General features: G+C 47.2%; 23 protein-coding genes. 3 read left to right on the top strand and 20 right to left on the bottom strand.

The window, feature by feature from the left end:
• The first annotated feature begins 22 nt into the window (after positions 1–22).
• Positions 23–2,725, top strand: coding sequence for a pyruvate, phosphate dikinase (ppdK, locus tag AF333_RS23525; protein ID WP_235356703.1), 2,703 nt, complete (start codon positions 23–25; stop codon positions 2,723–2,725).
• Between the two features lie 56 nt (positions 2,726–2,781).
• On the opposite strand, the gene AF333_RS23530 is transcribed toward ppdK, so the two are convergent.
• The 3 genes from AF333_RS23530 to asnS all read right to left on the bottom strand — a co-directional run bounded on the left by AF333_RS23530 (position 2,782) and on the right by asnS (position 5,350).
• The gene (locus AF333_RS23530; RefSeq protein ID WP_043067882.1) at positions 2,782–3,195 is read right to left on the bottom strand and encodes a hypothetical protein; all 414 of its coding nucleotides are present in this window, start codon (positions 3,193–3,195) and stop codon (positions 2,782–2,784) included.
• 30 nt (positions 3,196–3,225) lie between these two features.
• Positions 3,226–3,972, bottom strand: a complete 747-nt coding sequence (locus AF333_RS23535; protein ID WP_043067883.1) for a DnaD domain-containing protein — start codon at positions 3,970–3,972, stop codon at positions 3,226–3,228.
• Between the two features lie 88 nt (positions 3,973–4,060).
• Complete coding sequence (gene asnS, locus AF333_RS23540) at positions 4,061–5,350, bottom strand: asparagine--tRNA ligase (RefSeq protein ID WP_043067884.1); 1,290 nt, start codon at positions 5,348–5,350, stop codon at positions 4,061–4,063.
• A gap of 328 nt (positions 5,351–5,678) precedes the next feature.
• On the opposite strand from asnS, the gene AF333_RS23545 reads away from it, so the two are divergent.
• Positions 5,679–6,215, top strand: a complete 537-nt coding sequence (locus AF333_RS23545; RefSeq protein ID WP_043067885.1) for a hypothetical protein — start codon at positions 5,679–5,681, stop codon at positions 6,213–6,215.
• Between the two features lie 90 nt (positions 6,216–6,305).
• Here AF333_RS23545 and AF333_RS36245 read toward each other — a convergent pair whose 3' ends face one another.
• The 5 genes from AF333_RS36245 to AF333_RS23565 all read right to left on the bottom strand — a co-directional run bounded on the left by AF333_RS36245 (position 6,306) and on the right by AF333_RS23565 (position 11,190).
• Complete coding sequence (locus AF333_RS36245; protein ID WP_235496913.1) at positions 6,306–6,491, bottom strand: hypothetical protein; 186 nt, start codon at positions 6,489–6,491, stop codon at positions 6,306–6,308.
• Between the two features lie 472 nt (positions 6,492–6,963).
• Positions 6,964–8,142 carry a pyridoxal phosphate-dependent aminotransferase gene (locus AF333_RS23550; protein WP_043067886.1) on the bottom strand — a complete coding sequence of 393 codons (1,179 nt, stop codon included), beginning with the start codon at positions 8,140–8,142 and terminating at the stop codon, positions 6,964–6,966.
• Positions 8,143–8,478: 336 nt separating this feature from the next.
• A complete protein-coding gene (locus AF333_RS23555; RefSeq protein ID WP_043067887.1) occupies positions 8,479–10,008 on the bottom strand; it encodes an AAA family ATPase in 1,530 nt (509 codons plus the stop codon).
• Complete coding sequence (locus AF333_RS23560) at positions 10,001–10,522, bottom strand: hypothetical protein (protein ID WP_043067888.1); 522 nt, start codon at positions 10,520–10,522, stop codon at positions 10,001–10,003. The genes AF333_RS23555 and AF333_RS23560 overlap by 8 nt, the downstream gene beginning before the upstream one ends.
• 176 nt (positions 10,523–10,698) lie before the next feature.
• On the bottom strand, positions 10,699–11,190 hold the full coding sequence (locus AF333_RS23565; RefSeq protein ID WP_043067889.1) for a cell wall elongation regulator TseB-like domain-containing protein: 492 nt from the start codon (positions 11,188–11,190) through the stop codon (positions 10,699–10,701).
• A gap of 139 nt (positions 11,191–11,329) precedes the next feature.
• Between AF333_RS23565 and AF333_RS23570 the strand changes: the two genes are divergently transcribed.
• Positions 11,330–11,509: a hypothetical protein gene (locus AF333_RS23570; protein WP_043067890.1), complete on the top strand. Its 180-nt coding sequence runs from the start codon at positions 11,330–11,332 to the stop codon at positions 11,507–11,509.
• A gap of 87 nt (positions 11,510–11,596) precedes the next feature.
• Here AF333_RS23570 and AF333_RS23575 read toward each other — a convergent pair whose 3' ends face one another.
• The 12 genes from AF333_RS23575 to mgsA form a co-directional block, all read right to left on the bottom strand.
• A complete protein-coding gene (locus AF333_RS23575; RefSeq protein ID WP_235355983.1) occupies positions 11,597–12,946 on the bottom strand; it encodes an amidohydrolase family protein in 1,350 nt (449 codons plus the stop codon).
• A 147-nt stretch (positions 12,947–13,093) separates the two neighbouring features.
• Entirely contained in the window at positions 13,094–13,711 is a 618-nt protein-coding gene (locus AF333_RS23580; RefSeq protein WP_043067891.1) for a redox-sensing transcriptional repressor Rex, read from the bottom strand.
• A 76-nt stretch (positions 13,712–13,787) separates the two neighbouring features.
• A complete protein-coding gene (gene dinG, locus AF333_RS23585; RefSeq protein WP_080787911.1) occupies positions 13,788–16,685 on the bottom strand; it encodes an ATP-dependent DNA helicase DinG in 2,898 nt (965 codons plus the stop codon).
• 57 nt (positions 16,686–16,742) lie between these two features.
• Positions 16,743–18,149: a tetratricopeptide repeat protein gene (locus AF333_RS23590; RefSeq protein ID WP_043067892.1), complete on the bottom strand. Its 1,407-nt coding sequence runs from the start codon at positions 18,147–18,149 to the stop codon at positions 16,743–16,745.
• A 133-nt stretch (positions 18,150–18,282) separates the two neighbouring features.
• The gene (gene panD, locus AF333_RS23595; protein WP_043067893.1) at positions 18,283–18,666 is read right to left on the bottom strand and encodes an aspartate 1-decarboxylase; all 384 of its coding nucleotides are present in this window, start codon (positions 18,664–18,666) and stop codon (positions 18,283–18,285) included.
• Positions 18,651–19,520: a pantoate--beta-alanine ligase gene (gene panC, locus AF333_RS23600; RefSeq protein ID WP_043067894.1), complete on the bottom strand. Its 870-nt coding sequence runs from the start codon at positions 19,518–19,520 to the stop codon at positions 18,651–18,653. Before panC ends, panD begins: the two co-directional genes overlap by 16 nt.
• Positions 19,517–20,374, bottom strand: coding sequence for a 3-methyl-2-oxobutanoate hydroxymethyltransferase (panB, locus tag AF333_RS23605; RefSeq protein WP_043067895.1), 858 nt, complete (start codon positions 20,372–20,374; stop codon positions 19,517–19,519). Before panB ends, panC begins: the two co-directional genes overlap by 4 nt.
• A gap of 300 nt (positions 20,375–20,674) precedes the next feature.
• Positions 20,675–21,652: a biotin--[acetyl-CoA-carboxylase] ligase gene (locus tag AF333_RS23610; RefSeq protein WP_043067896.1), complete on the bottom strand. Its 978-nt coding sequence runs from the start codon at positions 21,650–21,652 to the stop codon at positions 20,675–20,677.
• Entirely contained in the window at positions 21,639–22,859 is a 1,221-nt protein-coding gene (locus tag AF333_RS23615) for a CCA tRNA nucleotidyltransferase (RefSeq protein WP_043067897.1), read from the bottom strand. Before AF333_RS23615 ends, AF333_RS23610 begins: the two co-directional genes overlap by 14 nt.
• Positions 22,859–24,001 (bottom strand): N-acetyl-alpha-D-glucosaminyl L-malate synthase BshA, encoded by a 1,143-nt coding sequence (gene bshA / locus AF333_RS23620; protein WP_043067898.1) that lies wholly within the window; start codon positions 23,999–24,001, stop codon positions 22,859–22,861. The genes AF333_RS23615 and bshA overlap by 1 nt, the downstream gene beginning before the upstream one ends.
• Positions 24,002–24,017: 16 nt before the next feature.
• The gene (bshB1, locus tag AF333_RS23625; protein ID WP_235355982.1) at positions 24,018–24,734 is read right to left on the bottom strand and encodes a bacillithiol biosynthesis deacetylase BshB1; all 717 of its coding nucleotides are present in this window, start codon (positions 24,732–24,734) and stop codon (positions 24,018–24,020) included.
• On the bottom strand, positions 24,731–25,150 hold the full coding sequence (gene mgsA, locus AF333_RS23630; RefSeq protein ID WP_043067899.1) for a methylglyoxal synthase: 420 nt from the start codon (positions 25,148–25,150) through the stop codon (positions 24,731–24,733). Before mgsA ends, bshB1 begins: the two co-directional genes overlap by 4 nt.
• Positions 25,151–25,152 lie beyond the last annotated feature (2 nt).

The raw sequence follows: 25,152 nt of genomic DNA on the forward strand, positions 1-25,152 counted from the left end.
AAATAAGAAAGTACGCCACAGCATGCAGGCAAAAAATCGGAGGTGTGCGCCATATCCGGCGACAATGATGAGCGAGAAATACGTATATTTATTTCATGAAGGCAATGCAAGCATGAATGAACTCCTTGGGAGAAAAGGTGCCAATCTAGCAGAGATGAGTGCGCTTGGCCTGCCTGTCCCTCCTGGATTTACCATTACTACGAGTGCTTGCCGCCGTTTTTATGATGAAGGCAAAACCATTCACCCGGACATCGGCCGGGACATCTATCATGCTCTTCACACACTGGAGGAAACATCGGGCAAGCGATTCGGCCATCCGAGCAATCCGCTTCTCGTATCGGTCCGCTCAGGCTCGTCCACGTCCATGCCTGGCATGATGGATACCATCCTAAATTTAGGACTTAACGATTATACGGTCACTGCTCTTGTGAAGCATAAGGAGAATAAGCATTTCGCATATGATTCATACCGTCGCTTCATTCAAATGTTCAGCTCTATCGTGTTAGGCGTAGATGAGAGCCTGTTTGAGGACGAATTAGAGAAGGTAAAGCAGCAAGCGAACGTAGAACAGGATTCGCAGCTTACTCCTGATCATCTGCTGGATTTAATTTTAATCTATAAAGAAATCGTCATGAAAGAAACGGGACATAAGTTTCCTCAAGACCCAAAACAGCAACTTCTTACAGCTATTGGTGCCGTATTCGATTCATGGTACAATCCGCGAGCGACATTCTATCGACGCATTCATAAAATTCCTGATCATATCGGCACCGCCGTCACAATTCAACAGATGGTATTTGGCAATCTCGGACCAAATTCAGGGACAGGCATCGCGTTTACCCGCCACCCTTCCACAGGAGAGAACGAGCTGTTTGGGGAATTCATGTTCAATGCGCAGGGCGAGGATATCGTCGCAGGCATTCGTACACCACAACCGATGACAGTGCTGAAGGAGCGACTGCCGGAAACGTTTGCCCAGTTCGACACGATTGCTTGCCATCTTGAAAAACATTACCGCGATGTACAGGATATAGAATTTACTGTGGAAGAAAGCGAATTGTATGTTCTGCAGACGCGCTCAGCTAAACGAACCGCAGAAGCCAATATTAAAATCGCGGTCGATATGGCAAATGAAGGGGTTATCGATCGAGAAGAAGCAATTATGCGCGTCGATCCGGCTGCCATCGCTCCGCTCATGCAACACACCATCGATCCGGCTGCTGAGCTGAACGTTATCGGCAAAGGGCTTGACGCCAGCTCAGGTGCTGCAACCGGTATTATTGTATTCGACGCGGAGGAAGCAGAGCGACAACACCGGACCGGCCATTCCGTCATCCTCGTGCGTCAGGAGACAACACCGGAAGATATCCACGGTATTCTGGCCAGCGCAGGCGTATTGACTACCCGAGGTGGCGTTACGAGTCACGCTGCTGTTGTAGCCCGCGACCTGGGCACTCCATCCGTTGTCGGTTGTGAGTCCTTTAAGGTGGATATGGAGCAGCGTGAATTACACACAGACACTGTAATATTGAAAGAAGGAGACGTTATTACCATCTGCGGTTCAACCGGACGAGTTATCCTAGGCGAAGTCCCACTCGTGCCTCCGAAATTCTCCAGAGAATTCTGCACGCTTCTGGAATGGACGAATGAATTCAAGACGATGCGCGTATACAGTAGTGTCAACACGCCGCAGGAAGCGGAGCTGGCGCGCAAGATGGGCGCAGAAGGCGTGGGCTTGTGTCGAACCGAGTTGATGTTCATGGACCCGGAACGCCTGCCAAGAGTAACACGCATGATACTTGCACGAAATCAATTTGAACGAAGAAAAGCATTAAACGAGTTAATCCCTATGCAAAAATATGATTTTCATGGGATTTTTCGGGCTATGGCAGGCAAACAAGTTACTATTCGTCTCATCGATCCGCCATTGCATGAATTCCTGCCGAACCCATCAGCACTCGCACTGGAACTGGAGCGTGCACGCGTGGCAGGCGATAATGAGCTAGTAGAAGAAAAAGAGGCGCTGCAACAGCGTATAGAGATACTCCACGAGCTGAATCCGTCATTCGGACACCGCGGCTGCCGTATAGGTATCACATATCCGGAAATATATGAAGTACAGACACGTGCCATCGCCGAGGCAGCACTCGAACTAAAAATGGAAGGAATCGAGGTGTATCCACGCATCATTGTGCCACTCGTGAGTGACTGGCGCGAAATGAAAAAGGTACGGGAAACCGTCGAAGAAACACTACAACAAGTATTCAGCATATACCGTGACCGGATTGACATTCCGATCGGTGTCTTCATCGAACTGCCACGCGCATGCATGACGGCGGATAAAATAGCAGAATACGCCGATTTTATTACATTTGGTACGAATGATTTGACGCAATCAGCCTACGGTTTCAGCCGGGATGACGCCGAAGGCAAATATCTTGCTTACTATTTGGACAATAATATTCTGCCGGAAAATCCATTCGTGTATCTCGATACGGAAGGGGTCGGTCGATTGATTGAAATCGCCATAGAGCAGGGGCGTAAGAACAAACCAAACTTGAAGACTGGCGTATGTGGCGAACATACGAGTGAGAAAGATTCCGTACTCTTTCTTCAGAATTTAGGCATGAACTTTATCTCCTCCGTTCCACAACGAATCCCTAGCGCTAGAATTGCCGCCGCACAGGCGGCAATCCGGACGCGAAGACATTTAGAAAACAGATAATGAACGCCGTTTTCTTATCCATAAAAAAGACAGGGCCTATTTCAGCCCTGTCTCTTTTATTTCTCCGCTAGCGGCTTTAATTCAAAGCCTTCTTCAAAAAGCTGCGCATACCGGATTTGAGGAAAGTCAACGTCCGTATGTGTGTAATAGCGCGTGTCGATTACAATACGGCCGTCTTCCGGAAAACCAAGATTATCGAGATACTGCTTAGCCCTTACGAGCCGGTTTTGAATATCCGCCCACGACTCGAACTGCCAGCAAATCTCCAGCTTATCATTAAACACGCTAAAATGCACACCTGTCTCAGTTAGAAACGGCATTACTTTCGTATGCATGATATCGCCGCTCCAGACAATTATATCCCCGTTCTTCAGCAAAATGCCACGCGCATACTTTTCATCGCGGTAAATGCTCTTCGCATCGCGCCGCGTCGGATTCGTATATAAAAACAAATCGTCTAGGTTACTCATTGAAAGCTTCCTCCGCTTCCCCCTTTAAACTTATGAATCCGTTTCTTCTTCCAGCCAATTATAAAACGGAAACTCTTGCGGCAGCGCTCCAGAAGCCGCCACGGTAGGCAAGCCTTGTTGCAGCGTCTGTCCGCTCCGCTGCTGATGCTTACGGAATTTCAGACTATATTCCCGTGCCTGCTGCGGCGTTCGAATGTTATTACGGTGCCACTCAAATAGAATGCGGTCAATATAGCGAAAAAACAGCTTACCTGAGATAACCGCCTCCCTAAGTGCTGCCATAATTAACGCTTCGCTGTAACCATCCTGATCAATCCACATGGCCAGATTCTCACACTCAATCGGCGATAGTGGCCGTCCAAATTCTTCTTCGAACACGGCATACAGATTCTTCACGCTTCCGTTCCTCGCTGCGTCGGGTATATCCTCTGATATAGCCTTTCCTTCCAGACAAGCAATCACTTTCTTATGTAACGGAGTGAAGCAATACCACTCCGAACGAACGCGTGTTGACGGGTCCACTGTTTCTTCAATCGAAATATATCCTTGCTGCACCAATCTTTGCAGCCGTTTTACCACTACGGATGCCTCTGTGGACAGCCTCTCCTCCAGCTCATGCATGGTCGGAAACGGCTTCCCTTCCGCTTTAAAAGCGAGGAGATGAATAATAATCATCATCTCTTCGTCCAATAATCCAATTTGCCTGTAATGCTGCAAAAGCAGATTGGGCAGCGAAGTCGTTCCTGCTTCCAGCATCCGTAATAAGACGTCACTCATCGAAATCCACCTCTCATGTATGAACGATTATAACAGGATACATTCGACAAGTTTAGTCTTGTAAAAGTTGCATTTTTCCTTTATGGCCTTATGGATAGAGACGGTTCAAAAGACGCGGGAATGGAATCGTTTCCCGTACATGCTCCGTACCACAAATCCAACCCACAGTACGTTCCAGGCCAAGCCCGAAGCCGGAGTGTGGAACCGATCCATACTTGCGCAGATCAAGATACCATTGGTACGCTTGCGGATTAAGATCATGTTCTTCATATCTTTTCTTCATAAGTTCTAAATCATCAATCCGCTGACTGCCTCCGATAATCTCACCGTATCCCTCCGGCGCAATCAAATCGGCGCACAGGACAACATCTGGATTGGTCGGATCCGGCTTCATATAGAATGCTTTGATGCCGGTCGGATAATGCGTGATAAATACTGGCTTGTCAAACTTTTCCGCGATTGCTGTTTCGTGCGGTGCACCAAAATCTTCGCCCCACTGGATTTCATGTCCGTCTTTCTGCAGCATTTCGATGGCTTCTGTGTAGGTAATGCGCGGGAACGGCGCCTTCACATTCTCGAGCTTGCTTGTATCGCGCTCGAGACGTTTTAACTCAAGAGGGCAGTTTTTCAATACATATTGCACAACATAGCTAACGAAGTCTTCTTGGATGCGCAAGCTCTCTTCATGGTCAACAAATGCCATCTCCGGCTCAATCATCCAGAATTCGATTAAGTGGCGGCGCGTCTTCGACTTCTCCGCACGAAATGTCGGACCAAATGAGAATACCCGTCCAAGGGCCATCGCTGCCGCTTCCATATATAGCTGTCCGCTCTGAGACAAGTACGCTTCCTCATCGAAATATTGGGTGTGGAACAGTGTAGTCGTCCCTTCCGCCGAGGTTGGCGTTAAAATCGGCGGGTCCACTTTATAGAAGCCACGCTCTTTGAAGAATTCATATACCGCTTGAATGACGGCTGAGCGGATAGAAAGAACCGCCTGCTGGCGCATAGACCTAATCCAGAGATGACGGTGATCCATCAGGAATTCTACCCCGTGCTCTTTTTTGGTAATCGGATATTCCTCTGCGATCTGAATGGGGTCTACACCAGTTACCGTGAGTTCATAACCAGATTTGGCGCGCTCATCTTCACGAACAATACCGGTAACATATAGCGAGCTTTCCTGTGTGAGCGATTTAGCTGCATCCCACATTTCTGGCGTTACTTCCTGTTTAACCACTACTCCCTGAATGAAACCGGTTCCATCACGCAGTTGCAGAAATTGAATCTTACCGCTTGAACGCTTGTTAAATAGCCAGGCTCCAAGCCTTACTTCTTCTCCTACGTGCTTTCCGATTTGAGCAACCGTCGTCAGCATATTCTCATCCTTCCTTTGTATGTAATTATAAAATTGTGTATATAGAATGTTATGGATAAAATAAGATAAACCTACAGAATTATACTACCCTGTTTACCGTTTTGCAAATGCTCCTGCTCCTTTTTTTTCGACAGGAATTCACAGGAATTTCTCAGCCTTAGGGCGGAGGTGTAAGAATTTAAATACTGGTACAATAACTATATCATATACAGTATTTTCATGAAGGGTGGGGCACAAAAAAGAAAGAGAAAATTGGAATGAATGCGCAAAATCGGTGGTAAATATTTTATATCATTCCATTCTATTGTAGAAAGTAGGAGATGCGGCGATGAAACTTTCCAGAAAACTCGCGGCCTTTGTTCTGTCGCTCGGCATTATTGGTGCGGCCAGCGCTTCAATTTTTACACAACCAGACGTACGTGCAGATGATAGTGCGCTTCCTGAACAACCTGCACAACAAACCGCTTCTGCTCCGGCAACGGAACAGAATTCCGAACCGGTCGCTTCTGATACATACGCTAATGAAGCGATGGGCTTTTCCCTTCGATTGCCCGATTTATGGATAGGTAATTATACTGTAGAACAGGTAGAGAAGAACATCGATGGATTCCCTGCCGTTATTTTTTCTAATCCAAAGCACTCATTCGAACTTATGGAAATCGTGAAAATCCCTGTCCACGTATGGCAATCTGAAGGCTATGATGAATCTCTTTATATGAAGCTGACCGAGCAAAACGGTACAGTATATGCAGCGCTATTCCCATCGGAGACGCTGTATGAAGGAGACCAGGAAGTTACCGAGATAACGAATATGCTAAATGGGATGTTCCAACAAATCAAAACTACATTTAGCGTGACACAATAGACTCGCGGGAAGGGCGGCATACACATGCCGCTTTTTTTATTTTTCATATAATTGACTCCGTAAACCTGTTCATCTTATAGTTAAAATGTACTAAGGAAATTTTTTCTGCATAATTAATGAAAGAATTTGCGCAATGAAACTATTGCCTGCTAATGATGACCCCGCATCCTTGCGCTTCTCAAACATACCCTGTGCCAAGACGGTTATCCGAATCTTGTACTGGCGAAATCGGCAGCCGAGGCCTTCACCTATATTGAAGATAATCATTCGAACCATACCGAGCCGTTCGATTTAATTTTGATGGATATTATGATGCCTGTATAGACGGCATTTCGGCCTGCCAGCGCATTCGGGAACATCCTATCTATTTCGTATACGCCGATTATTCTTATTACGGCATACAGTGACAAGGTATATTTTTCTAGGCTTCTTTCTTCTTTATATATTTAAAATTAAAACATTCTTCTTTTAACAGCGCAAAAAAAACACCACAGCAAGAAAAAACGGTGCTTTTTTACACCGTTTTTTCTCAAGCATACATAAAAAGGTCATCTCTTCCGACTATATAATAGGAAAAGATGACCTATCATTGTTTGTAGAGGATGTTCAAAAATTACGGAAAACGGAACTGCGAATTTCTGCGTTACGTTGTCCCTACGCTCCGCTGCTCGGGTCTACCGCACCTTGACCTTCACGGCTCTGTTTGTCCTCCTTTTTGAACAAGCTCTTATATCAGTCGCTTAACCATTTAGTTTTCTTCTACGAACTTTTTAATGCGGGCAATGCCTTTTTCTAATTGCTCTAAAGAAGTCGCATAAGAAATACGAATATGGTTCGGCGCCCCGAAGCCGGAACCTGGAATAAGCGCTACATACTCTTTTTCCAGCAAAGCCTGTGCCCATTCATCCACATCAGCATAACCGCCTTTTTTCATTGCTTCGCTTACGTTGGCGAACAGATAGAAGGCTCCTTTCGGCTCTACACAATGAATGCCTTCAATTTCGTTCATCAGTTTTACGACCGCTTTGCGGCGCTTATCGAATTCGACCTTCATCATTTCTAACGGCTCTTGCGAACCTTCGAGCGCCGCCAGTGCGCCATATTGCGCAAATGTCGTCGGGTTGGACGTGCTATGGCTGGACAGGTTCGTCATCGCTTTAATAAGCTCCTCGTTTCCTGCTGCATAGCCGATCCGCCAGCCTGTCATGGAATACGGCTTAGACATACCGTTAATAACGACCGTTAAATCGTATGCTTCCGGACTTAGGCTTGCAATGCTTACATGCTCACGTCCGTCATAAATCAACTTTTCATAAATTTCATCAGATACCATCAGGATTTGCTTCTCGATGCAGACTTGTGCCAGCCCTTCCAACTCTTCACGCGTATACACGCTGCCGGTTGGGTTACTAGGCGAGTTAATGATAACTGCACGCGTCTTATCTGTAATGACTGCACGCAGCTGTTCCGGCGTGATTTTAAATTCGTTCGCTTCTGCTCCTTCAACAAATACCGGCACGCCATCCGCCAGAGTAATCATCTCCGGATAGCTGACCCAATATGGAATCGGTACGATGACCTCATCGCCCGGATCTACAATTGCCTGAAACAAGTTATAAAGTGCATGCTTCGCTCCATTGCACACTACAACTTGTGAAGGTTTATATGTAATATTGTTATCGCGCGTCAGCTTTTCGCAAATCGCTTTCTTCAGCTCTACAATACCGGCAGCAGCCGTATATTTCGTCTGGCCCTCTTCCATCGCTTTTACTGCAGCGTCGATAATATGCTGCGGCGTATTGAAGTCCGGCTCCCCGGCTCCCAATCCAACCACGTCGTATCCTTCGCTACGTAACTCTTTTGCTTTTGCAGTAATGGCGAGCGTTTTGGACGGTGTAATTTGTGCCACGCGCTTCGCTAATTTCATAAGTGCTCCTCCTCTACTTCCTACAAAAATCTACATTATTTTGTTTTTTCAATACCTTTTCATTTTACAACTCTTATATTAAAAAGGGAAGGATAGATGCCTGTAAGTTTATTTCCCTGGTTATAAATGCAGAGCTTATTTTTCCAGCGCTTTTCTTAATATAAAAAGGATAACCCGAAACCATTCGGATTATCCTTGTGTCGTCTACTTTATCTCGGTCCAATGGGCAGTAAAATCTCCACTAAACGTACGCTATAGGATAACTGTCCCTAAGACCCGGATACGTGCAACTAACCATCAGTGAGGAATGAACCCCCCGCTAATGCAAGCTTTATTTTATGCTTTCATGCGTCGAGCTTCAATTTCCTCGACTTTACTCTGCTTCGGAAGCGCACGAGCTTCTTCAAGCATAATACGGAATTGCTCGCCGTTCAGTACTTCTTCGCGCAGTAAATGATTAAGCGCGTGCTGGAACACCGGGAAGTGCTCCGTGAGCACTTTGCGTGTGCTATCAAGCAAATCATTCAAAATACGCTGACGTTCCTCATGCAATGCCTCTTTTCCGACCATATCCATCTTCACAATGCCGAGTCTGGACAGTCCACTGTCAATAATCGTATTCACCAGATGCAGCGCCTGTTCAAAGTCATTGCGCGAGCCGGTGCTACGTCCACCGTACAGCATCTCTTCCGCCACCGCGCCACCGAGCGCAATCATAATTTGCTGCTCAAGATTCTCAAGCGTATACAGGTAGCGGTCCTGCTGCGGACTTTGACGTACGTACCCCAATGCCTGACCGCGTGGGCGCAGCGATACTTGCGATACGGATAACGGACGCACCACTTCAGATACAATAGCGTGACCAAGCTCATGATTGGCTACACGTTCTCTCTCTTCCGCGGTTGATTCGCGGTCCGTCTGCTCACCCATCATTACTTTATCGATAGCATGGGAGAAATGGCTCTGCGTAATAACCTTGCTTTTATCACGAAACGCATAAATCGCCGCTTCATTGGTTACACTTTCTAACTGAGCACCAGAAAAGTTAAACGTATCGCGCGCAATGGCCTCAATGTCTACATCATCGGCGAGCGGTTTGTTTTTCACATGAATCTCAAGAATTTGCTTACGCGCTTTCATATCTGGCAGATCGACCACAATTTGACGGTCAAAACGTCCCGGACGCAGCAACGCATCATCAAGCATGTCCGCCCGGTTAGTAGCGGCAATCATTAGAATACGCGGATGCTCGGACGTTGTAATTCCGTCCATCTCCGTTAATAGTTGGTTAAGCGTTTGATCATACTCACGGTGCTGGCTGCCTTCACGCTTACCACCGAGTACATCGATTTCATCGATAAAAATAATGGCGCTCTCCTGATTGTTCTTTTCGGCTTTCTGCTTTGCTTCCTTGAAAAGATCACGGATGCGCTGTGCGCCGACTCCGACATACATCTCTACAAATTGGGAACCGGAAGCTGCAACAAACGCAGAGTTTGTATAGTTGGCGGCCGCTTTAGCCATAAGAGTCTTACCTGTTCCTGGAGGTCCAGTCAGCAGGAGGCCCTTTAACGGGCGAATGCCATATTCTTTCAGCGTATCTTTGTGGATCAGGAAATCGAGCGCCTCCCTCAGCTCTTTCTTCGCACGTTCCTGACCACCGATTTGATTGAATTTCACTTTTGTTTTAGGCGTTTCTACCGTAGTTTTTTTCTGACCGATAGACATGCCGCCCTGCCTCATCACAAAAAAAGCTAGAAAACTGATAATCATCGCGGCAATAATCAACGGAGCCACGTTCACGCCGATGAATACGAGAAACGCGATGATGACCGGGATTACACCGATGATTATTTCTTTACCCATTCCGGCTCACCTCTCGTTCACGCGGCAATACCGCATAATACGGGCTCTTGCCGTCATTTAAATAAATATATACATACTGATCGTCCATATAGGAGCTAACATTTTTCAATTGATGTTTCTGTTTAATTTGATCCAAAACGCCAGGAATCTTTGAATACGTGTGGAGTTCCATTGCTTCAGCAATAGCGAATGCGTTCTCATCCCAAATCTTTTTAAGATTTTTGTTCGGAGAATCGAATTCTATTTTGATCGGTTTGCCGTTGGCTTTCTCGGAGGCGATTTTCTTTACTTTTTTGTAATCATCTGCAAATTTATCGGAATTGCTAAACGACACATTCAGGGTAATCGCATCGCGTGCGATGGCAACGTCATTAAGCTTTACACCTTGCATAGTGGCAATTTCTTTGGAAATTGGTTTTTTCACAAATTGATTCTGAAATACATACCAACCCCCAAACAGCAACAAACTACTGAATAAAATGGATAAAAAGATGGGCAATGGGCGTATTTTCATTTTCTACCCACCCCTTTCTACAGAAGTGATATATTGTTTGTATATCACGTAGTATATCATAAATATGTTGGTTATGGGATAAGCGTTTTTTTCCGTCACAAAAAAGACAAGCTTAGGCGTGAAAAACAAAAATAGAGCGAAGATTCTCTCCGCTCCATTGTAACACTTTTCTTCAGTTACGTATTCATCTCTGGTAACTTCTTCGGCAGTTTATATGCTTTCATAAGCTTACCATTGTACATATCAATGTAATAATAGTGGAAGATATCTCCTTCAGTGAACAGTACTTCCCATACCTTCTTGTTATCTTGCTTAGCGGGAATAATATGGATAAGTTGCATGCTCGGATGGTCTTTGCCAAGCGCTTTCAACACGTTTTCTTTCGGAACAAGTCGCGACATTTTCTCTACCTCTCCCTGATCTCCGTGAAACCAAGCAACCAGCTTTTCGCCACTTTCCGTTTTTCCTTCGACTACAATATAATCCTGCTTACCGTAATACGTGTCCACAAAGGTTACTTCGTTCATCTGCGTCCGTGTTAACGCCAGTTCAGACCCCTTTTCCTTTATCGCCTGCTGCTGTCCTTGCACATGTAAATACATTGCCAAAGCTGAACACAGCACAAGCATAACTAACGCAAGTATCCCATATAACCACGATTTTTTCATTCACGTTCCCTTACCTGTATTTCGTATTTGTGTAACATGCCTTCCACGTCTAATGACGGCAGAGACATCAAAAACTGCTAAACATACTGCTTGGCCTCCCGGAAATACTAATCGTACGCGCAGGAGGAGGTGAGCGTGCGTGAAGCAGCCGCACCTTGCGCATCTTTTTGAACAATTGCCGGATGAAGTGGCAAGGCTGCTCGCGGATGAGCGTAATCCTTCCTGGATGCTTCTTTCTTCTCCGTACCGATGTGGAGAAGAGATGGATTTTACATCATTCCGCCAGCCTAACCTTCATTCTTGGATTACCATGGAATAGCCGCAATCACAGCGGTAATTGTAATTTAATTCCCCTACCTATCCATCTCATTCTCATTTTCCCTGCCATGCATGGCAGGGAGCTTTTTTATTTTTTCTCCAGCAATTCAAACATGCGGTTTGCATTCTCGATTACTGTTTCTTCCTCCATCGTGAGACACTTACCGTCTTTAACTAGTTGCACACCTTGAACATATACGTCCGTTACATCTCGACCGCTTGCCGAATAAACAACATGCGAAATCGGGTCATTCGCCGGTTGGAAATACACATCATGTGAATTAAGCATAATAAAATCCGCCTGCTTGCCTACCTCAAGCGATCCGATTTGCTCATCCATAAAAATAGCTTCCGCTCCATAAATCGTCGCCATACGTAGCGCTTCAGACGCCGGAACGAGCACCGGATTCTGGCGATGGCCCTTATGAAGCAGGGCTACCATCCTCATCTCTTCAAACAAGTCAAGATTGTTATTGCTAGCTGAGCTATCCGTACCGAGCGAGACGCAGATGCCGCGTTCCATCATATCCGGCACACGGGCAATGCCACTACCAAGCTTCAAATTGCTGATCGGGTTATGCGATACTTTGACATCATACCTAGCCAGAATATCTAGCTCTTCATCCGTTAAATGCACAGCGTGTGCAACAAGCGTCGGACGATTGAACACGCCAAGCTTCTCTAAGTGCGCAACCGGACGCGCACCATAATCGGCCACATTCTGCTGTACTTCCCATTCTGTTTCGGACATATGGATATGAACGGGTAAATCCAATTCATGTGCACGTGCAACAATTCGTTCTACATAATCCGGCGGACATGTATATGCTCCATGCGGCGACATCATCGTCATGATGCGTCCGTTGGCAGTCTCATTCCATTTAGCAGCGAACGCACTCGCCTCTTCCAACTTCTTAGTCTGCTCTTCCGCTGAACATAGGCCGATGACTCCGCGGCACAGACGAGCACGCATTCCAGATGCGGTAACCAATTCTGCTACCATATCCATATGGTCATACATATCGACAAACGTCGTTGTACCTGTCTTCAGCATCTCGATAATAGACAATGAAGTACCCCAGCGTACATGATCTTCCGTAAACTGAGCCTCAAGCGGCCACATTTTTGTCTCCAGCCATTCTTGAAGCGGAAGATCATCCGCATAGCCACGCAGCAGCGACATAGCAGTATGTCCGTGTGTATTTACAAGACCCGGCATAACGATACGACCTTTAGCGTCGATTACTTCATCGTATGTATCAAGCTTATCCGGCATTTGTCCGACATGTGTCAACACGCCGTTTTCAAAAGCGATGGCGCCATCGTAAATAACTTGGTTCGTTTGGTTGACAGTCAACACTGTCGCATGAATGACGATTGTTCTCATAGGGTATAGGGCGCACTGGTCACCAGCGCGCCTTGCCTCCTTATCCTTCATTTTTATCCCGCTTAACGGGCAATAATTCCCCCACCTCAAGACTTGGAGAATCAGGGATGTTTAGGTGGAGATAAACTTCCTCTAGATTCCGATACGCTCAACTAACACGCAATGAGGGATGAGGTCCCCCCTGAGTGAAGTTTCACTTTATAAATAATACGCCAAGCTATGCAGTTCCATTGTAACATCTGCATCATGGACGCGCACCCACTCCGGTACACGCAGGTTAGTAGGTGCAAAATTCAAAATGCCCGCCACTCCCGCATCTACCAGATGATCGGCCACCGACTGTGCCGCATCCGCTGGCACAGCGATGATACCGATGCGGATATCCTTCTCTTTAACTGCTTGTGCCAATTCTTCGAGTGGCTGAATGATTAAATTTGCAATTTTTTTGCCGACCTTCATCGGATCGGCGTCAAAAATCGCAATAATCTTCATATTATCCTTTAAGTACGCATTATAGTTGCTAATGGCATGCCCGAGATGTCCCGCCCCGACCAATAGAACATTAACCTGCCGATCGAGCTTGAGAATGCTTTTGATTTTTTCCACCAAATAATTAACTTCGTAGCCTATTCCTTTTCGGCCGAATTCACCGAAGTAGGCAAGGTCCTTGCGAATTTGTGCCGGGTTTAAATCAAGCGCTTCACCAAGCTGCTGCGACGAAACTGTACGAACATTCATTACCTTTAAACTATTTAAATATCGCAAATAAACGGGAAGCCTTTTAACAACGGCTTCGGAAATCTTTGGCACTTTCACTCTTGGTCCTCTCCTTCTTACCTATATCCCACTTATTGAAATTTCCTGTATATGCTTATCTTTGCAATGTTCTATTCTATGCAAGCCAATCAGAAATCTCCGAAAGCAATTGCCCTGTCGGCTGAATGAGCACGTTCGTCTCAGGCAAAGACTTAAGGAAGACTCTTCCGTAACGCGCATCAATAACACGCCTGTCATAGATGAGTACGATTCCCCGGTCCGTGCTAGTACGGACAAGTCGGCCAAATCCCTGCTTGAATCGAATAACCGCCTGTGGAACGGACAGCTGCATAAACGGGTTTTTCTTCTGCTCTTCAAGCTGCTGGTTACGTGCCTCAACGAGTGGATGATTCGGTGGTACGAAAGGCAGCCGGACAATGGCCAAGCAGGACAAATCCTCGCCTGGGATGTCCACACCTTCCCAGAAGCTGCTTGTGCCGAGCAGCACACAAGCAGGGAGCGAACGGAATTGTTTGGTCAGCTTGCTACGGCTTGTGCCATCCATTCCGTGACCGAGAACAGTAATCTCGGCCTCCTTCAGCCTTTCCTTCAGTGGCTCATATACACTGCGGAGCATCGCATACGATGTGAACAGTACAAGCATCCGCCCTTTCGTCGTTACCGCTACCTGCGATAAGGAATCTATCAACGCCTCTGTAAAATGGCGCTCGGACGCTCCTTTGATATTCGGAATTTCACTTGGGATGCATACGAGCGTCTGTTTTTTGTAATCGAAAGGAGAGGCTAGCACCGCTGTATCCACGCCATCTTCCTTCAATAAGTCAGCAAGTCCAAATCTCTCTGTTGCATAGGCGAAGGAGGAATTAACGCTCAGTGTCGCCGAGGTAAGAATTACGCTCTCTTTTTTATCAAAAAACTGTTCGCGCAGCAAACTGGACACATTGATCGGCACTCGATGTAAAAAGATGTTTTTACGCGTACTGCGTGTATCCAGTTCAATCCAATACACATGGTCATCATCCTCTGTTAATAGCATATCATGCAGCAAGGAAGCATATTCCAAACAATCCTTAACCATACCGTTTAAATCGGTCACCAGGCTCTTCATGCCCAAAGGCACGTCATCACCATGAATGTCGGCGTAAATCGCCTCCAGCTTTTTTCCGATAGTAAGCAGTAAATCTACGCTATTGCGCACGGCTGAAACTACGGCTCGGCCCCAGCGGCTATCAAGATTCTCCTGCCTATAACGCATAACGGTATGCCCGATTTCTTCGCCTTCCTTGGCCCGCTGATGCGACCACTGATAGAGAAGAGTATACATCTCACGAATGGTCTCTTTGCCTTCGCGTATCTGCTGATAAGCAGTCTCAATCGCATGTTTGCTCTCTTCATAGCTTGCTGTGTTCCATCCGCGTACCGCTTCTTCAACTTCTTCAAGAAGCCCTACTCCCCGGTCCGGGTACAACCGGTGCAACATTCCTTCGAGCTGATAAGAGGAAATCGAATCCCCAAGATGTCGGCTCGCCACATCATCAAAATGATGGGCTTCATCAATCACCGCATATTTATAGGAAGGAATAATACGGTGTTCGGCACCCATATCAGTGAACAGAAGCGAATGATTGGTTACAATAACCTCGGCTTGCTGCGCCTTGCGCCGTGTCTGATGGTAATAACAGCGTGAGAACCATGGACACTGTCGGTTCAAGCATGAGCCAGCGTCGCTTTGCACCTGCTTCCAGTATACCTGACCACCAGAAGGCAGATTTAATTCTTCCATGTCCCCTGTCTCCGTCTCCGTCAACCAGACAAGCATCTGCGATTTGCTAAGCTGCACATCATAGTTATCGTGCTCCTCCTGCAGACTATGTGAAAACTTTCGCAGACACAAATAGTTATTCCTGCCTTTTAATACAGAAATACGGGGAGCATCATCGCCAAAAATTGCTTGCAAAATCGGTAAATCACGCGAATACATCTGTTCCTGTAACTGAATGGTATGCGTCGAGATGACAACCGTCTCTTCCTGCCGCTTGGCCCAGAATACGGCCGGAATTAAGTACGCAAGCGATTTTCCTGTTCCGGTTCCCGCTTCAATCATAAGATGGCGGCCGGAATCAAACGAATCGTATACTTGCTTCATCATCGTAACCTGGGCGGGGCGCAACTCGAATCCAGGCATATGCTCTTTCAACACGCCCCGTTCCCCGAACAGGGTATCGGCGAAAGCGTCAAAATCCATCGTCTCTTCAAGAGAGCGGCCGGATTTTTTTTCGACCGTTGTTCGTTTCTTTAAGCAAATCTGATGCACAACTTCCAGGTCCGTAGATGGTTCATATGCGCCTTGACGAATCTTCCGCTGCTCGATATCAGACAGAAGGGTCTGTACGTCAGAATGGAACGGTCGGCTTAACCGTTGAAGATGCTGAAGAGTAACAAGCGGCATGCTCTCCAGCTTATCGAGCAGATGCAGCAGGATATAAGCTGTCGCTTCCGCATCGGAATCGGCCTGGTGCGGCCGATCGTGCATAATATCGAGCCCGACGGATAAATCAGAGAGCCGATATCCTTCCTGACCCGGCAGCAACAAACGCGACAGTTCCACCGTGTCAAGGAGCGGGCCCGTAAACGGATGGTATCCGGCTTCATGCAATGCATTTTGTAAAAACGATAAATCAAAAAAAACATTATGAGCTACAAAAGTAGCCCCGTCTAGCATCTTTAACAACGAAGGTATCGCATCTTCGATGGGTGGAGCATCCGCTACCATCTCATCATTAATGCCTGTCAATTTTTCTATAAAGGGGGGAATATCGGCTCGTGGATTCACCAGTGTAGAGAAACGTTCAGCAATTTCTCCATCACGAACAAGAACAGCGCCGATTTGTATAATCCTGTCTCCCTCTTTTGGCCGATTGCCTGTTGTCTCAAAATCGACCACAACAAAAGTGTTCAAATGCTTCACCTCAAACTCTTCCGCTTCATCACGTTTTCGCAGACAAGGATCCACTTATTATTTTCTATTACTTACGAGGGAAGTGCAATAAAAAAAAAGAAAAACCGGCTTTTACGGAGCCGGCATCCATTCTTTCCATCGTTCGTATGCCTCTTCGTATGCGCCGTCGGTGTAGTGTAAAAGTCCGGCATACAGGCCGCTTTCACGAATACCGCCAGCTGCATGACTTGCCGAAAAGTGCGGCAGTGCTTCTTCTCGTTTACCTTGAAGTAAAAGAATCCGTCCCTGCAAATAATGTCCCAGCGTACGCACATGGCTAACTTCCGCAGCCAGCAGACCATCGATTAGCGCTTGCGCTTCTGAAATTCGTTGCTGCTTAAGCAGCGCCTCCACCATCCCTGCCCAGGCCAGCGGCTGATTATATTTTCGGGCAATGCGCTCAAATATACGCCCCGCACGCCCGCACTCTCCCTCGCATAGCAATACCCATGCATACGAGCAGGCGTAATCCGGCTGCTCCGGAGCCAGCGTCAAAGCACATTTTAAACAAGAAAGTGCTTTGTCTGCCTGTCCATTCTGCCATAATGACCAGCCCAGACCATGCCAGACAGAGGCATCATTTCGATAATCAGGCAGCAACTCCCTATAACAGCGAGCTGCGTCCATAAATCGCCCCAATTGTTCATATGCACAGGCAATCCTTTTACGGTGCTTTGCCTGGCGTGCGATCGCTTCCGCCCGTCCCAGTAATTCGCAAGCTTCCTCCGTATGCTTGCTTTTGGCGTGGCTGGCACTTGCGAGGAGTAACGCTTCCACATCGTCCTTTTCTTTTTCCAGAAGCGAGGCACATGCTTCTGCAGCTTCTTTATACCTTCTGAGCTGATACAAGGTTAGTGCCTGATTGTATGTTGCATCCGTTAAATCTGGAAACATGGCAAGCGCATGTTCAAACCAAAGCAATCCTTGTTCAGCATTGTTTTCCAATGCGGAAATACAGCCTAATGCATTATACGAAGCGGCACGGATAAAGGCATGTTCACACGTTTCGGTAAGCAGGCGGAACTGCCGGTATGCCATGTCCAGCCGTCCAGACATAAGAAAGCCGAAGGCAAGATACAAACGGGCCACAGCAACATCAGGTGCTTCTTCGATTACCTGGTTGAACGATTCGACCGCTTCCCGGTACATGGATAACATAAAGTAGCCTTGTCCTCGACGGAATTGGGCAGCTAACGGATATGGAAGATAAATCTCCTGTACGTCTTCCGTTTCTTCATCTACTGATTGCAATTCCAAAGCATCGAAAGGCTCCCCCCCCATGCTTTCAAACATGCGCTGAACCTCTACCAGCTGCTCTTCAAAGTTCAGCCATTCCTCCACTACTTTATCACTAATTTGGCGCAATTGCAGAACGGTATGGTACAGTTTCGTCTTCTCTTCTTCCTGCGCCACCGCCATGCGTTCCTTAATCTTCCCGATCCTCTCATTCAACCCGGCAAAATAATACGACAGTAGCATACTTCCGCCACCTTTCACGTCAACTGTGATATAGTTTCAGTGTGGCACAAAGGCAGAAGAATTATAAAAGCAAATAAGAAAAACTCGTGGGCATGGCCACGAGTCCTTTTTGTACACTTTATATGTCTTACATTTAATAAATCGTAGCGTGAATTTCTTCGCCAAGCATTTCGACGATACCATTATTTTCATCCATAATGGCGACTTTCGGTCGGTGTGCCTTAGCTTCCTCTTCACTCATCATGGCATAAGAAATAATGATAACGACATCACCCGGCTGCACTAGACGGGCCGCCGCACCATTGAGACAAATAACCCCACTGCCGCGCTCCCCTTCGATTACATATGTTTCCAAGCGAGCCCCATTATTATTATTAACAATCTGCACTTTTTCGTTGGGCAAAATATCTACCGCATCCATAATATTGCGGTCAATGGTGATACTTCCCACATAATTCAGATTGGCTTCCGTTACAGTTGCTCGATGGATTTTTGCTTTCATCATTGTACGGAACATGCTGCCTCCTCCTGACTTGCCACAAGCATAATGTTATCAATTAGGCGGGTATTCCCGAAACGAACGGCAAGCGCGACAATGCAATCCCCATGCAGCTCTTCTAGCGGCATAAGCCCGGGATAACTACGAATTTCGATATAATCAATGCTTGCCAGTGGACTTTCTTGGATGACCTTCTCTATAGCCGTACGAAGCTTCTCCACATTTCGTTCTCCCAGTCCGACCATACTCTGTACTTGCCGTAAAGCACGCGATAATACAAGCGCTTGCCTTCTTTCTTCCGGTGATAAATACACATTGCGTGAACTGAGCGCAAGACCATCCGCCTCGCGTACGATCGGACATGGCACCACTTCTATCGGCATGTTTAGATCACGAACCATTTGCATCACGACCGCTACTTGCTGTGCATCTTTCATGCCGAAAAATGCGTAATCCGGCTGTATGATATTGAACAACTTGGCCACCACCGTAGTCACGCCGTCGAAGTGACCCGGACGGGACGCGCCGCACATCGATTCAGTAATGTCTTGCACAGAGACGTTCGTTTTACTCCCAGGCGGGTACATCTCTTCTACCGATGGGAAAAACAAGATATCCACACCGCGGGATTCAGCAAGACGGCTGTCTCTTTCAATATCGCGCGGATAGTTCGCCAAATCCTCATTCGGTCCAAATTGCAGCGGATTAACGAAGATGCTCATCACGACCACATCAGCCGTCTCTTTCGCCTTATCAACCAAACTCAGATGCCCTTCATGCAAATACCCCATCGTCGGAACGAATCCGATCGTTTGTGGACGTACTTTGTGTAGGGAAGCGCGTAGCTCTTGAATAGAGGAAACCGTTCTCATATTTTGACACCTTCTCCGTATAATCTCTCCAACATTTCTTCCTTCATCGTGAAAGTATGCTCATCCTGCGGAAACGCTCCGCTCCGCACTTCATCTGCATACTGTGTAATCGCTTGTTTAATAAGGCTACCGGCATCCCCGTATTTCTTGACGAACTTCGGTACATGCTCACTTCCATAAGACAGTATATCGTGGTACACCAATACTTGTCCGTCGCAACCGGCACCAGCACCAATGCCGATGGTCGGAATGGAAAGCTTACGTGACACCAATTCCGCCAACTGCTTTGGCACACATTCCATTACAAGGGCGAACGCGCCCGCTTCTTCCAGCGCTAAAGCATCGTCCAGCAGTTTCTGTGCGGCTTCTGGCGTTTTTCCCTGTACTTTGTAGCCCCCCAACTGGTGAACGGATTGCGGTGTTAATCCGAGATGTCCCACTACTGGGATACCAGCCTGCGTACAGCGGCGGATGAGCGGCGCAAGCTCTGCTCCCCCTTCAATTTTAACTGCTTTCGCTAGGCCTTCCTGCATGATGCGCCCTGCGTTACGCAACGCTTCCTCAACCGTGCCATGATAAGTGAGAAACGGCATGTCCGTGACTACAAATGCATGCTTGGCCCCCCGCGTAACCGCTTTCGTATGATGGACCATATCTTCGAGGGTCACAGGCACTGTCGACTCATAACCAAGCACCACCATGCCGAGTGAATCTCCAACGAGAATCATATCAACGCCGGCTTCGTCGGCTAATTTGGCAGCCGGATAATCATACGCAGTCAACATGACAATACGCCGGCCTTCCCGCTTCATCTCTTTTACAGATGCGGTTGTAATTGGTGAACTTCCTGCCATTTTCATTCCTCCCTGACGCTTTGAGCAGACTCGGTAAGAAAAAGGCTTGTTAAAGGCATATAAAAAACGCCTTCAACAGAGAAGAAGGCGTACGGAAACCATGATTGAATACAAGATTAAATCTGGTAACAACTTATTCCCTCTGTCTCGGTCCTCATCGGCTCAGAGCAGATTACTGATTATTGTACCGTTCAGCTACAGCAACAAAATAAATGTTCGGGTGTCCTGGTACCGTTCCGTATGGATACAGTCCTGACACCCCCCATTATAAAGGCAAGAATAACGCCTCGGCAATCCTTTTTACGCATGGATTTCTACGTCAGCTGAATATACCTTTGTTAATACGCCATCCTCCTGACGCACCAGCAGCACACCCGTATCATCAATACCTTCCGCATATCCTGAAAGCGCTCCTTGCAGCATACGGATCGTTACCTTTTTGCCAATCGTAATGGCGCAGCGCTCCCAACGCTTCTTCACAGGAGCAAATCCTTCCTCAAGATATAATTCGTATAGCTCTTCTAGTCGGAACAGAATTTGCTGAATAATCGGCACGCGCCGCAAGGTCTCTCCCTTGGCAATTCGTAACGATGTCGCAACTTCGCGCACTTCCTCTGGAAATTGTTCAGGCAGCGTATTTACATTCAACCCCATGCCAATAATAAGGAAATGAATACGGTCCGACTCCGCATTTAGTTCAGTTAGAATACCACATACTTTCTTACCGTCGATCAGAATATCATTCGGCCATTTAATCTGAGCACCAATCCCACAGAACTCGCGAAAGGTCTCAACGATGGCAACTGCTGTTAGTAGCGTTAGCTGCGGACATTTTTGTAACTCTAATGCAGGACGAAGCAGCAAGCTCATCGAGATGCCCGCTCCGGGCGGTGAATGCCATACGCGACCTAGCCGTCCTTTGCCTCCGACCTGTTCGTCCGCGACAACAAGCGTTCCTTCAGGAGCTCCTGCCTTGGCCAATTCTTGACACTTATTCTGGGTAGAATCTATCGTTGCGTAATAATGTACATGCTGTCCAAGCATATGTGTCGTAAGACCCGCTTTAATCTCCTCGGCGAGCATAATATCCGGGGTAGAAGTCAATCGATAGCCAGAACGGCGCACAGCCTCGAATACATACCCTTCTTCCCGCAATTCTTCAATATGTTTCCAGATAGCAGTGCGGGAGACACCAAGCCTGCGGCTAATTTCTTCTCCCGACAAAAAATCTCCCTCTGCCTGTTTAAACATTTGCAACAAACTCTCACGTATCTTCATCCACTATCATCCTCGCTCGGAGTAATAACGCCTGCCGCTCATTTTCTGCCCGTCCCTCGTTTACATCCAGTGCAAGCTCAAGCAGCAAGTCGCGAACCCATGGACCGCCTCTACGATTCATCTCCTTTTGCAAATCAGCGCCGTTTATGGCTAAATCCTGAAGCACCGTTATCCGCATAGATTCGTAAAGCTGTCTCATCTCTCTTACAACGTTTTCGTCTTCATATATAATTGCATATAACGACGCAGCTTCATGCAGCGCTTCGAATCCTTGCTCGAGTATCCAGCGTATCCGCTCGCCTGCCGTATGTGAGCCATGTAGCCTCCTGGTTAAATCCACTATCTGCTGGCATGCTCTGATTACTTTCTTCTCACAGCGTAGCGCGCGCAGAATCGTCTCTACCTCTGCTTCCCGGTTACAGATAAGAAACAGATAGGCCCAGCGCAATACTAGACCATCCGCTGTGCATAACTGTTTTTGCTCCCTATCCGTAAAATCATGTTTATCTTCAAACAGTTGGCAAAAGCCTGGCAGCGCAGAAGCAAGCCCTGTGTGCAGTACGCCAGTTACGATTCGCTCCGGGTATGGGCCTACAAGCGCCTTGTTCCATTCGGCGCTAATTCTCTCAACCGCTACATAACGAATATCTTGCGCATGCCTTTGTATCGCTTCGTATGTATGCGGATCAATAGAAAAGCCGAGTTGGCTTGCAAAGCGCAGGCAGCGCAGCATGCGCAGCGCATCTTCAGCAAATCTCTCATCCGCCTTGCCCACCGCACGAACAATTCGGGCATTCAAATCCTGCCTTCCGCCAAACGGATCTACTACATCTCCACGCAAATCCAAAGCCATCGCATTCACTGTAAAATCACGGCGTGCCAGGTCCTCAGTAATATCGCTTACGAATCGAACTTCATCCGGACGGCGATGGTCGGCATATCCTGCTTCTGTTCGAAAGGTCGTTACTTCCAGCGGAACACCGTCCTGAAGCACCGTCACTGTTCCATGTGCAAGCCCTGTCGGTATTGTTCTGGCAAACAAGGATATCACTTCGTCCGGCCTGGCGGAAGTCGCGATATCAAGGTCATGCACCGGTCGTCCAAGCAACGTATCCCGTACGTATCCCCCGACGAAATATGCTGTATACCCGGCTTTCTCCAGCACATGTAACACTTGCTTTCCGGCTTCAAGTATATTGCTTTGCATCACGGCTTGGAGCACGCCTCCGTTTCTTCGGCTAGCACACGCCGGTAAACCTCTTCATACTGCTGTGTAATATCCTTATGACAAAACGTATGGTATGCTCGCTCTATAGCCTGACGGGAAAAACGCTCATACATGGCAGGATCGGAAATAAGCTCAACTGCTTTGTCACCCATACCCTCCACATCACCAATCGGAAGAACAAAACCTGTCTCCCCGTCTTTAACCACTTCCGGTAGCCCTCCAGCGTTACTAGCGATGACTGGCTTGCCGCACGCCATCGCTTCTAGCGCCACCAGACCGAAACTTTCCTGAGCGGACGGCAGCAGCATAACATCAGCCATCGATAAAACACAGGCAATATCTTCCTGTTTACCAAGAAAAATCACGTCTTCCAAAAGATTCAGCTCAGCCGCCAACTCCCGTACTACAGGCAACTCCGGACCTTCACCAATCATCAATAGCTTGGCTGGCATACGCTGTTTAATACGGTGGAAGATTCTCACTACATCGTCCGTGCGTTTCACGCTGCGAAAGTTGGAGATATGAATGAATACCTTCTCTTTATTCGGTGCATATTCTTCGCGCACATCACACATATCACGCGGATAATACTCCCGTTTATCGATGAAATTATAGACCAAATCAATCGGCTTGCTAATCTGCAGCACTTCCCGCGTTTGATTAATTAAGCTTTGCGATACGGCCGTCACTGCATCGCTATGCTCAATACCGAAGCGGATAATATCCTTTAGCGTATGATCATACCCAAGCACCGTAATATCTGTTCCATGGAGAGTGGTGACCACTTTTAGGCGATCTCCCACCATCTTCTTGGCTAGATACGCGGAAATCGCATGTGGAACGGCGTAGTGTACATGCAATACATCTAAATTTTCTGTCTGTGCAACTTGAGCCATCCGGCTTGCTAGTGTTAAATCGTACGGGGGATATTGAAATACCGAGTAACTATTTACGTCCACCTCATGAAAATAAATATTTCTGTAATATTTTCCAAGGCGAAACGGCATGCCTGACGTAATAAAATGTACGGTGTGTCCTCTTTCCGCCAGCAGCTTGCCTAATTCCGTCGCTACAACGCCGGAACCGCCCACGGAAGGGTAACATGTAATTCCGATTTTCATCGTTCGTTCCCTCTCATTATAGGAAGTCTTTCAATAGTAACGGAGTATGGCTGACAAATCCCTCAGCATATGCCACACCAGCGGATTGACCAAATACGTATTCTCTAGCACGCACCCGCTCCAGATACCCCTCCGTTAAGGGCGTGGCTACCGAATCGGGCCCCATCTCAAACTGTGAGCGATAAGCGCCAAGCGCCGCCATCTTTACATCCATCTCTTCGCTAATATCTAGTAAAAATTGCGGTTCGGTCTGCCCATTAATAAAATATGCAAGCACATGCTCTACTCTATGTGCAGGCAGTATCTCTTGCTCATTCGTCTCATATTTGCGGATTTTGGCATTAAACACAGCTTCACGGACCAGTACACTGCACATGCCATGGTCTGGGTGCCTATCCTCCCAATATGGCATCAATACAATACGCGGCCGATACAGACGAATGGTATGGGCAATAACTTGAATCTGCTCTTGAACCGGCATAAGCCCTCGATCTGGAAGTCCGAGATTAAGCCTAGTATGCAATCCGAGTAGTCGAGTAGCCTCGCTCGCCTCCTGCTGACGCCTCTCTACGCTTCCATTGGATGACATTTCGGCATAAGTCAGGTCACAGATACCTACTTTCTTCTCTTGCTTTACCCATTTATGCAGTAAGCCACCGGCGCCAATTTCCACATCATCCGGATGTGCGCCAAAGGCCAACGCATGCAAAGGTTCCGGCATATGGTCCGTCATGCGCGATCCTCTCCTTTATATTTATGGACAGTCTCCCGCCAAGAAAAATTCCCCCGTTCAAGTGCATGAATCAGCATCTCTGCAGTCGCAATGTTAGTAGCGAGCGGAATACTGTGAACATCGCATAGCCGAAGCAACGCAGTAACATCAGGTTCATGCGGCTGCGCAGTCAACGGATCGCGCAAGAAGATGACAAGATCCATCTGATCCTGAGCAATCAACGCACCGATTTGCTGATCACCACCCATTGGCCCGGATAATACCCGCTGAATATTCAGCCCTGTCGCATCCATAATTTTTGTTCCGGTTGTGCCGGTCGCATATACTGTGTGCTTGTTTAATGTATCGCGGTAGGCTATTGTGAAGTTAACCATCTCGTTTTTCTTATTGTCATGGGCGATTAGTGCAATATTCATAT

Origin of the sequence: Aneurinibacillus migulanus, assembly GCF_001274715.1 — a bacterium.
Taxonomy (GTDB): domain Bacteria; phylum Bacillota; class Bacilli; order Aneurinibacillales; family Aneurinibacillaceae; genus Aneurinibacillus; species Aneurinibacillus migulanus.

Bases quoted from the DNA above. Each gene is read 5' to 3' on its own strand.
- ppdK (WP_235356703.1), top strand. From the start codon at position 23: ATGCAGGCAAAAAATCGGAGGTGTGCGCCATATCCGGCGACAATGATG.
- AF333_RS23530 (WP_043067882.1), bottom strand. From the start codon at position 3,195: ATGAGTAACCTAGACGATTTGTTTTTATATACGAATCCGACGCGGCGC.
- AF333_RS23535 (WP_043067883.1), bottom strand. From the start codon at position 3,972: ATGAGTGACGTCTTATTACGGATGCTGGAAGCAGGAACGACTTCGCTG.
- asnS (WP_043067884.1), bottom strand. From the start codon at position 5,350: ATGCTGACGACGGTTGCTCAAATCGGAAAGCACGTAGGAGAAGAAGTA.
- AF333_RS23545 (WP_043067885.1), top strand. From the start codon at position 5,679: ATGAAACTTTCCAGAAAACTCGCGGCCTTTGTTCTGTCGCTCGGCATT.
- AF333_RS36245 (WP_235496913.1), bottom strand. From the start codon at position 6,491: ATGGTTCGAATGATTATCTTCAATATAGGTGAAGGCCTCGGCTGCCGA.
- AF333_RS23550 (WP_043067886.1), bottom strand. From the start codon at position 8,142: ATGAAATTAGCGAAGCGCGTGGCACAAATTACACCGTCCAAAACGCTC.
- AF333_RS23555 (WP_043067887.1), bottom strand. From the start codon at position 10,008: ATGGGTAAAGAAATAATCATCGGTGTAATCCCGGTCATCATCGCGTTT.
- AF333_RS23560 (WP_043067888.1), bottom strand. From the start codon at position 10,522: ATGAAAATACGCCCATTGCCCATCTTTTTATCCATTTTATTCAGTAGT.
- AF333_RS23565 (WP_043067889.1), bottom strand. From the start codon at position 11,190: ATGAAAAAATCGTGGTTATATGGGATACTTGCGTTAGTTATGCTTGTG.
- AF333_RS23575 (WP_235355983.1), bottom strand. From the start codon at position 12,946: ATGAAGGATAAGGAGGCAAGGCGCGCTGGTGACCAGTGCGCCCTATAC.
- AF333_RS23590 (WP_043067892.1), bottom strand. From the start codon at position 18,149: ATGCTACTGTCGTATTATTTTGCCGGGTTGAATGAGAGGATCGGGAAG.
- panD (WP_043067893.1), bottom strand. From the start codon at position 18,666: ATGTTCCGTACAATGATGAAAGCAAAAATCCATCGAGCAACTGTAACG.
- panC (WP_043067894.1), bottom strand. From the start codon at position 19,520: ATGAGAACGGTTTCCTCTATTCAAGAGCTACGCGCTTCCCTACACAAA.
- panB (WP_043067895.1), bottom strand. From the start codon at position 20,374: ATGGCAGGAAGTTCACCAATTACAACCGCATCTGTAAAAGAGATGAAG.
- AF333_RS23610 (WP_043067896.1), bottom strand. From the start codon at position 21,652: ATGAAGATACGTGAGAGTTTGTTGCAAATGTTTAAACAGGCAGAGGGA.
- AF333_RS23615 (WP_043067897.1), bottom strand. From the start codon at position 22,859: ATGCAAAGCAATATACTTGAAGCCGGAAAGCAAGTGTTACATGTGCTG.
- bshA (WP_043067898.1), bottom strand. From the start codon at position 24,001: ATGAAAATCGGAATTACATGTTACCCTTCCGTGGGCGGTTCCGGCGTT.
- bshB1 (WP_235355982.1), bottom strand. From the start codon at position 24,734: ATGACGGACCATATGCCGGAACCTTTGCATGCGTTGGCCTTTGGCGCA.
- mgsA (WP_043067899.1), bottom strand. From the start codon at position 25,150: ATGAATATTGCACTAATCGCCCATGACAATAAGAAAAACGAGATGGTT.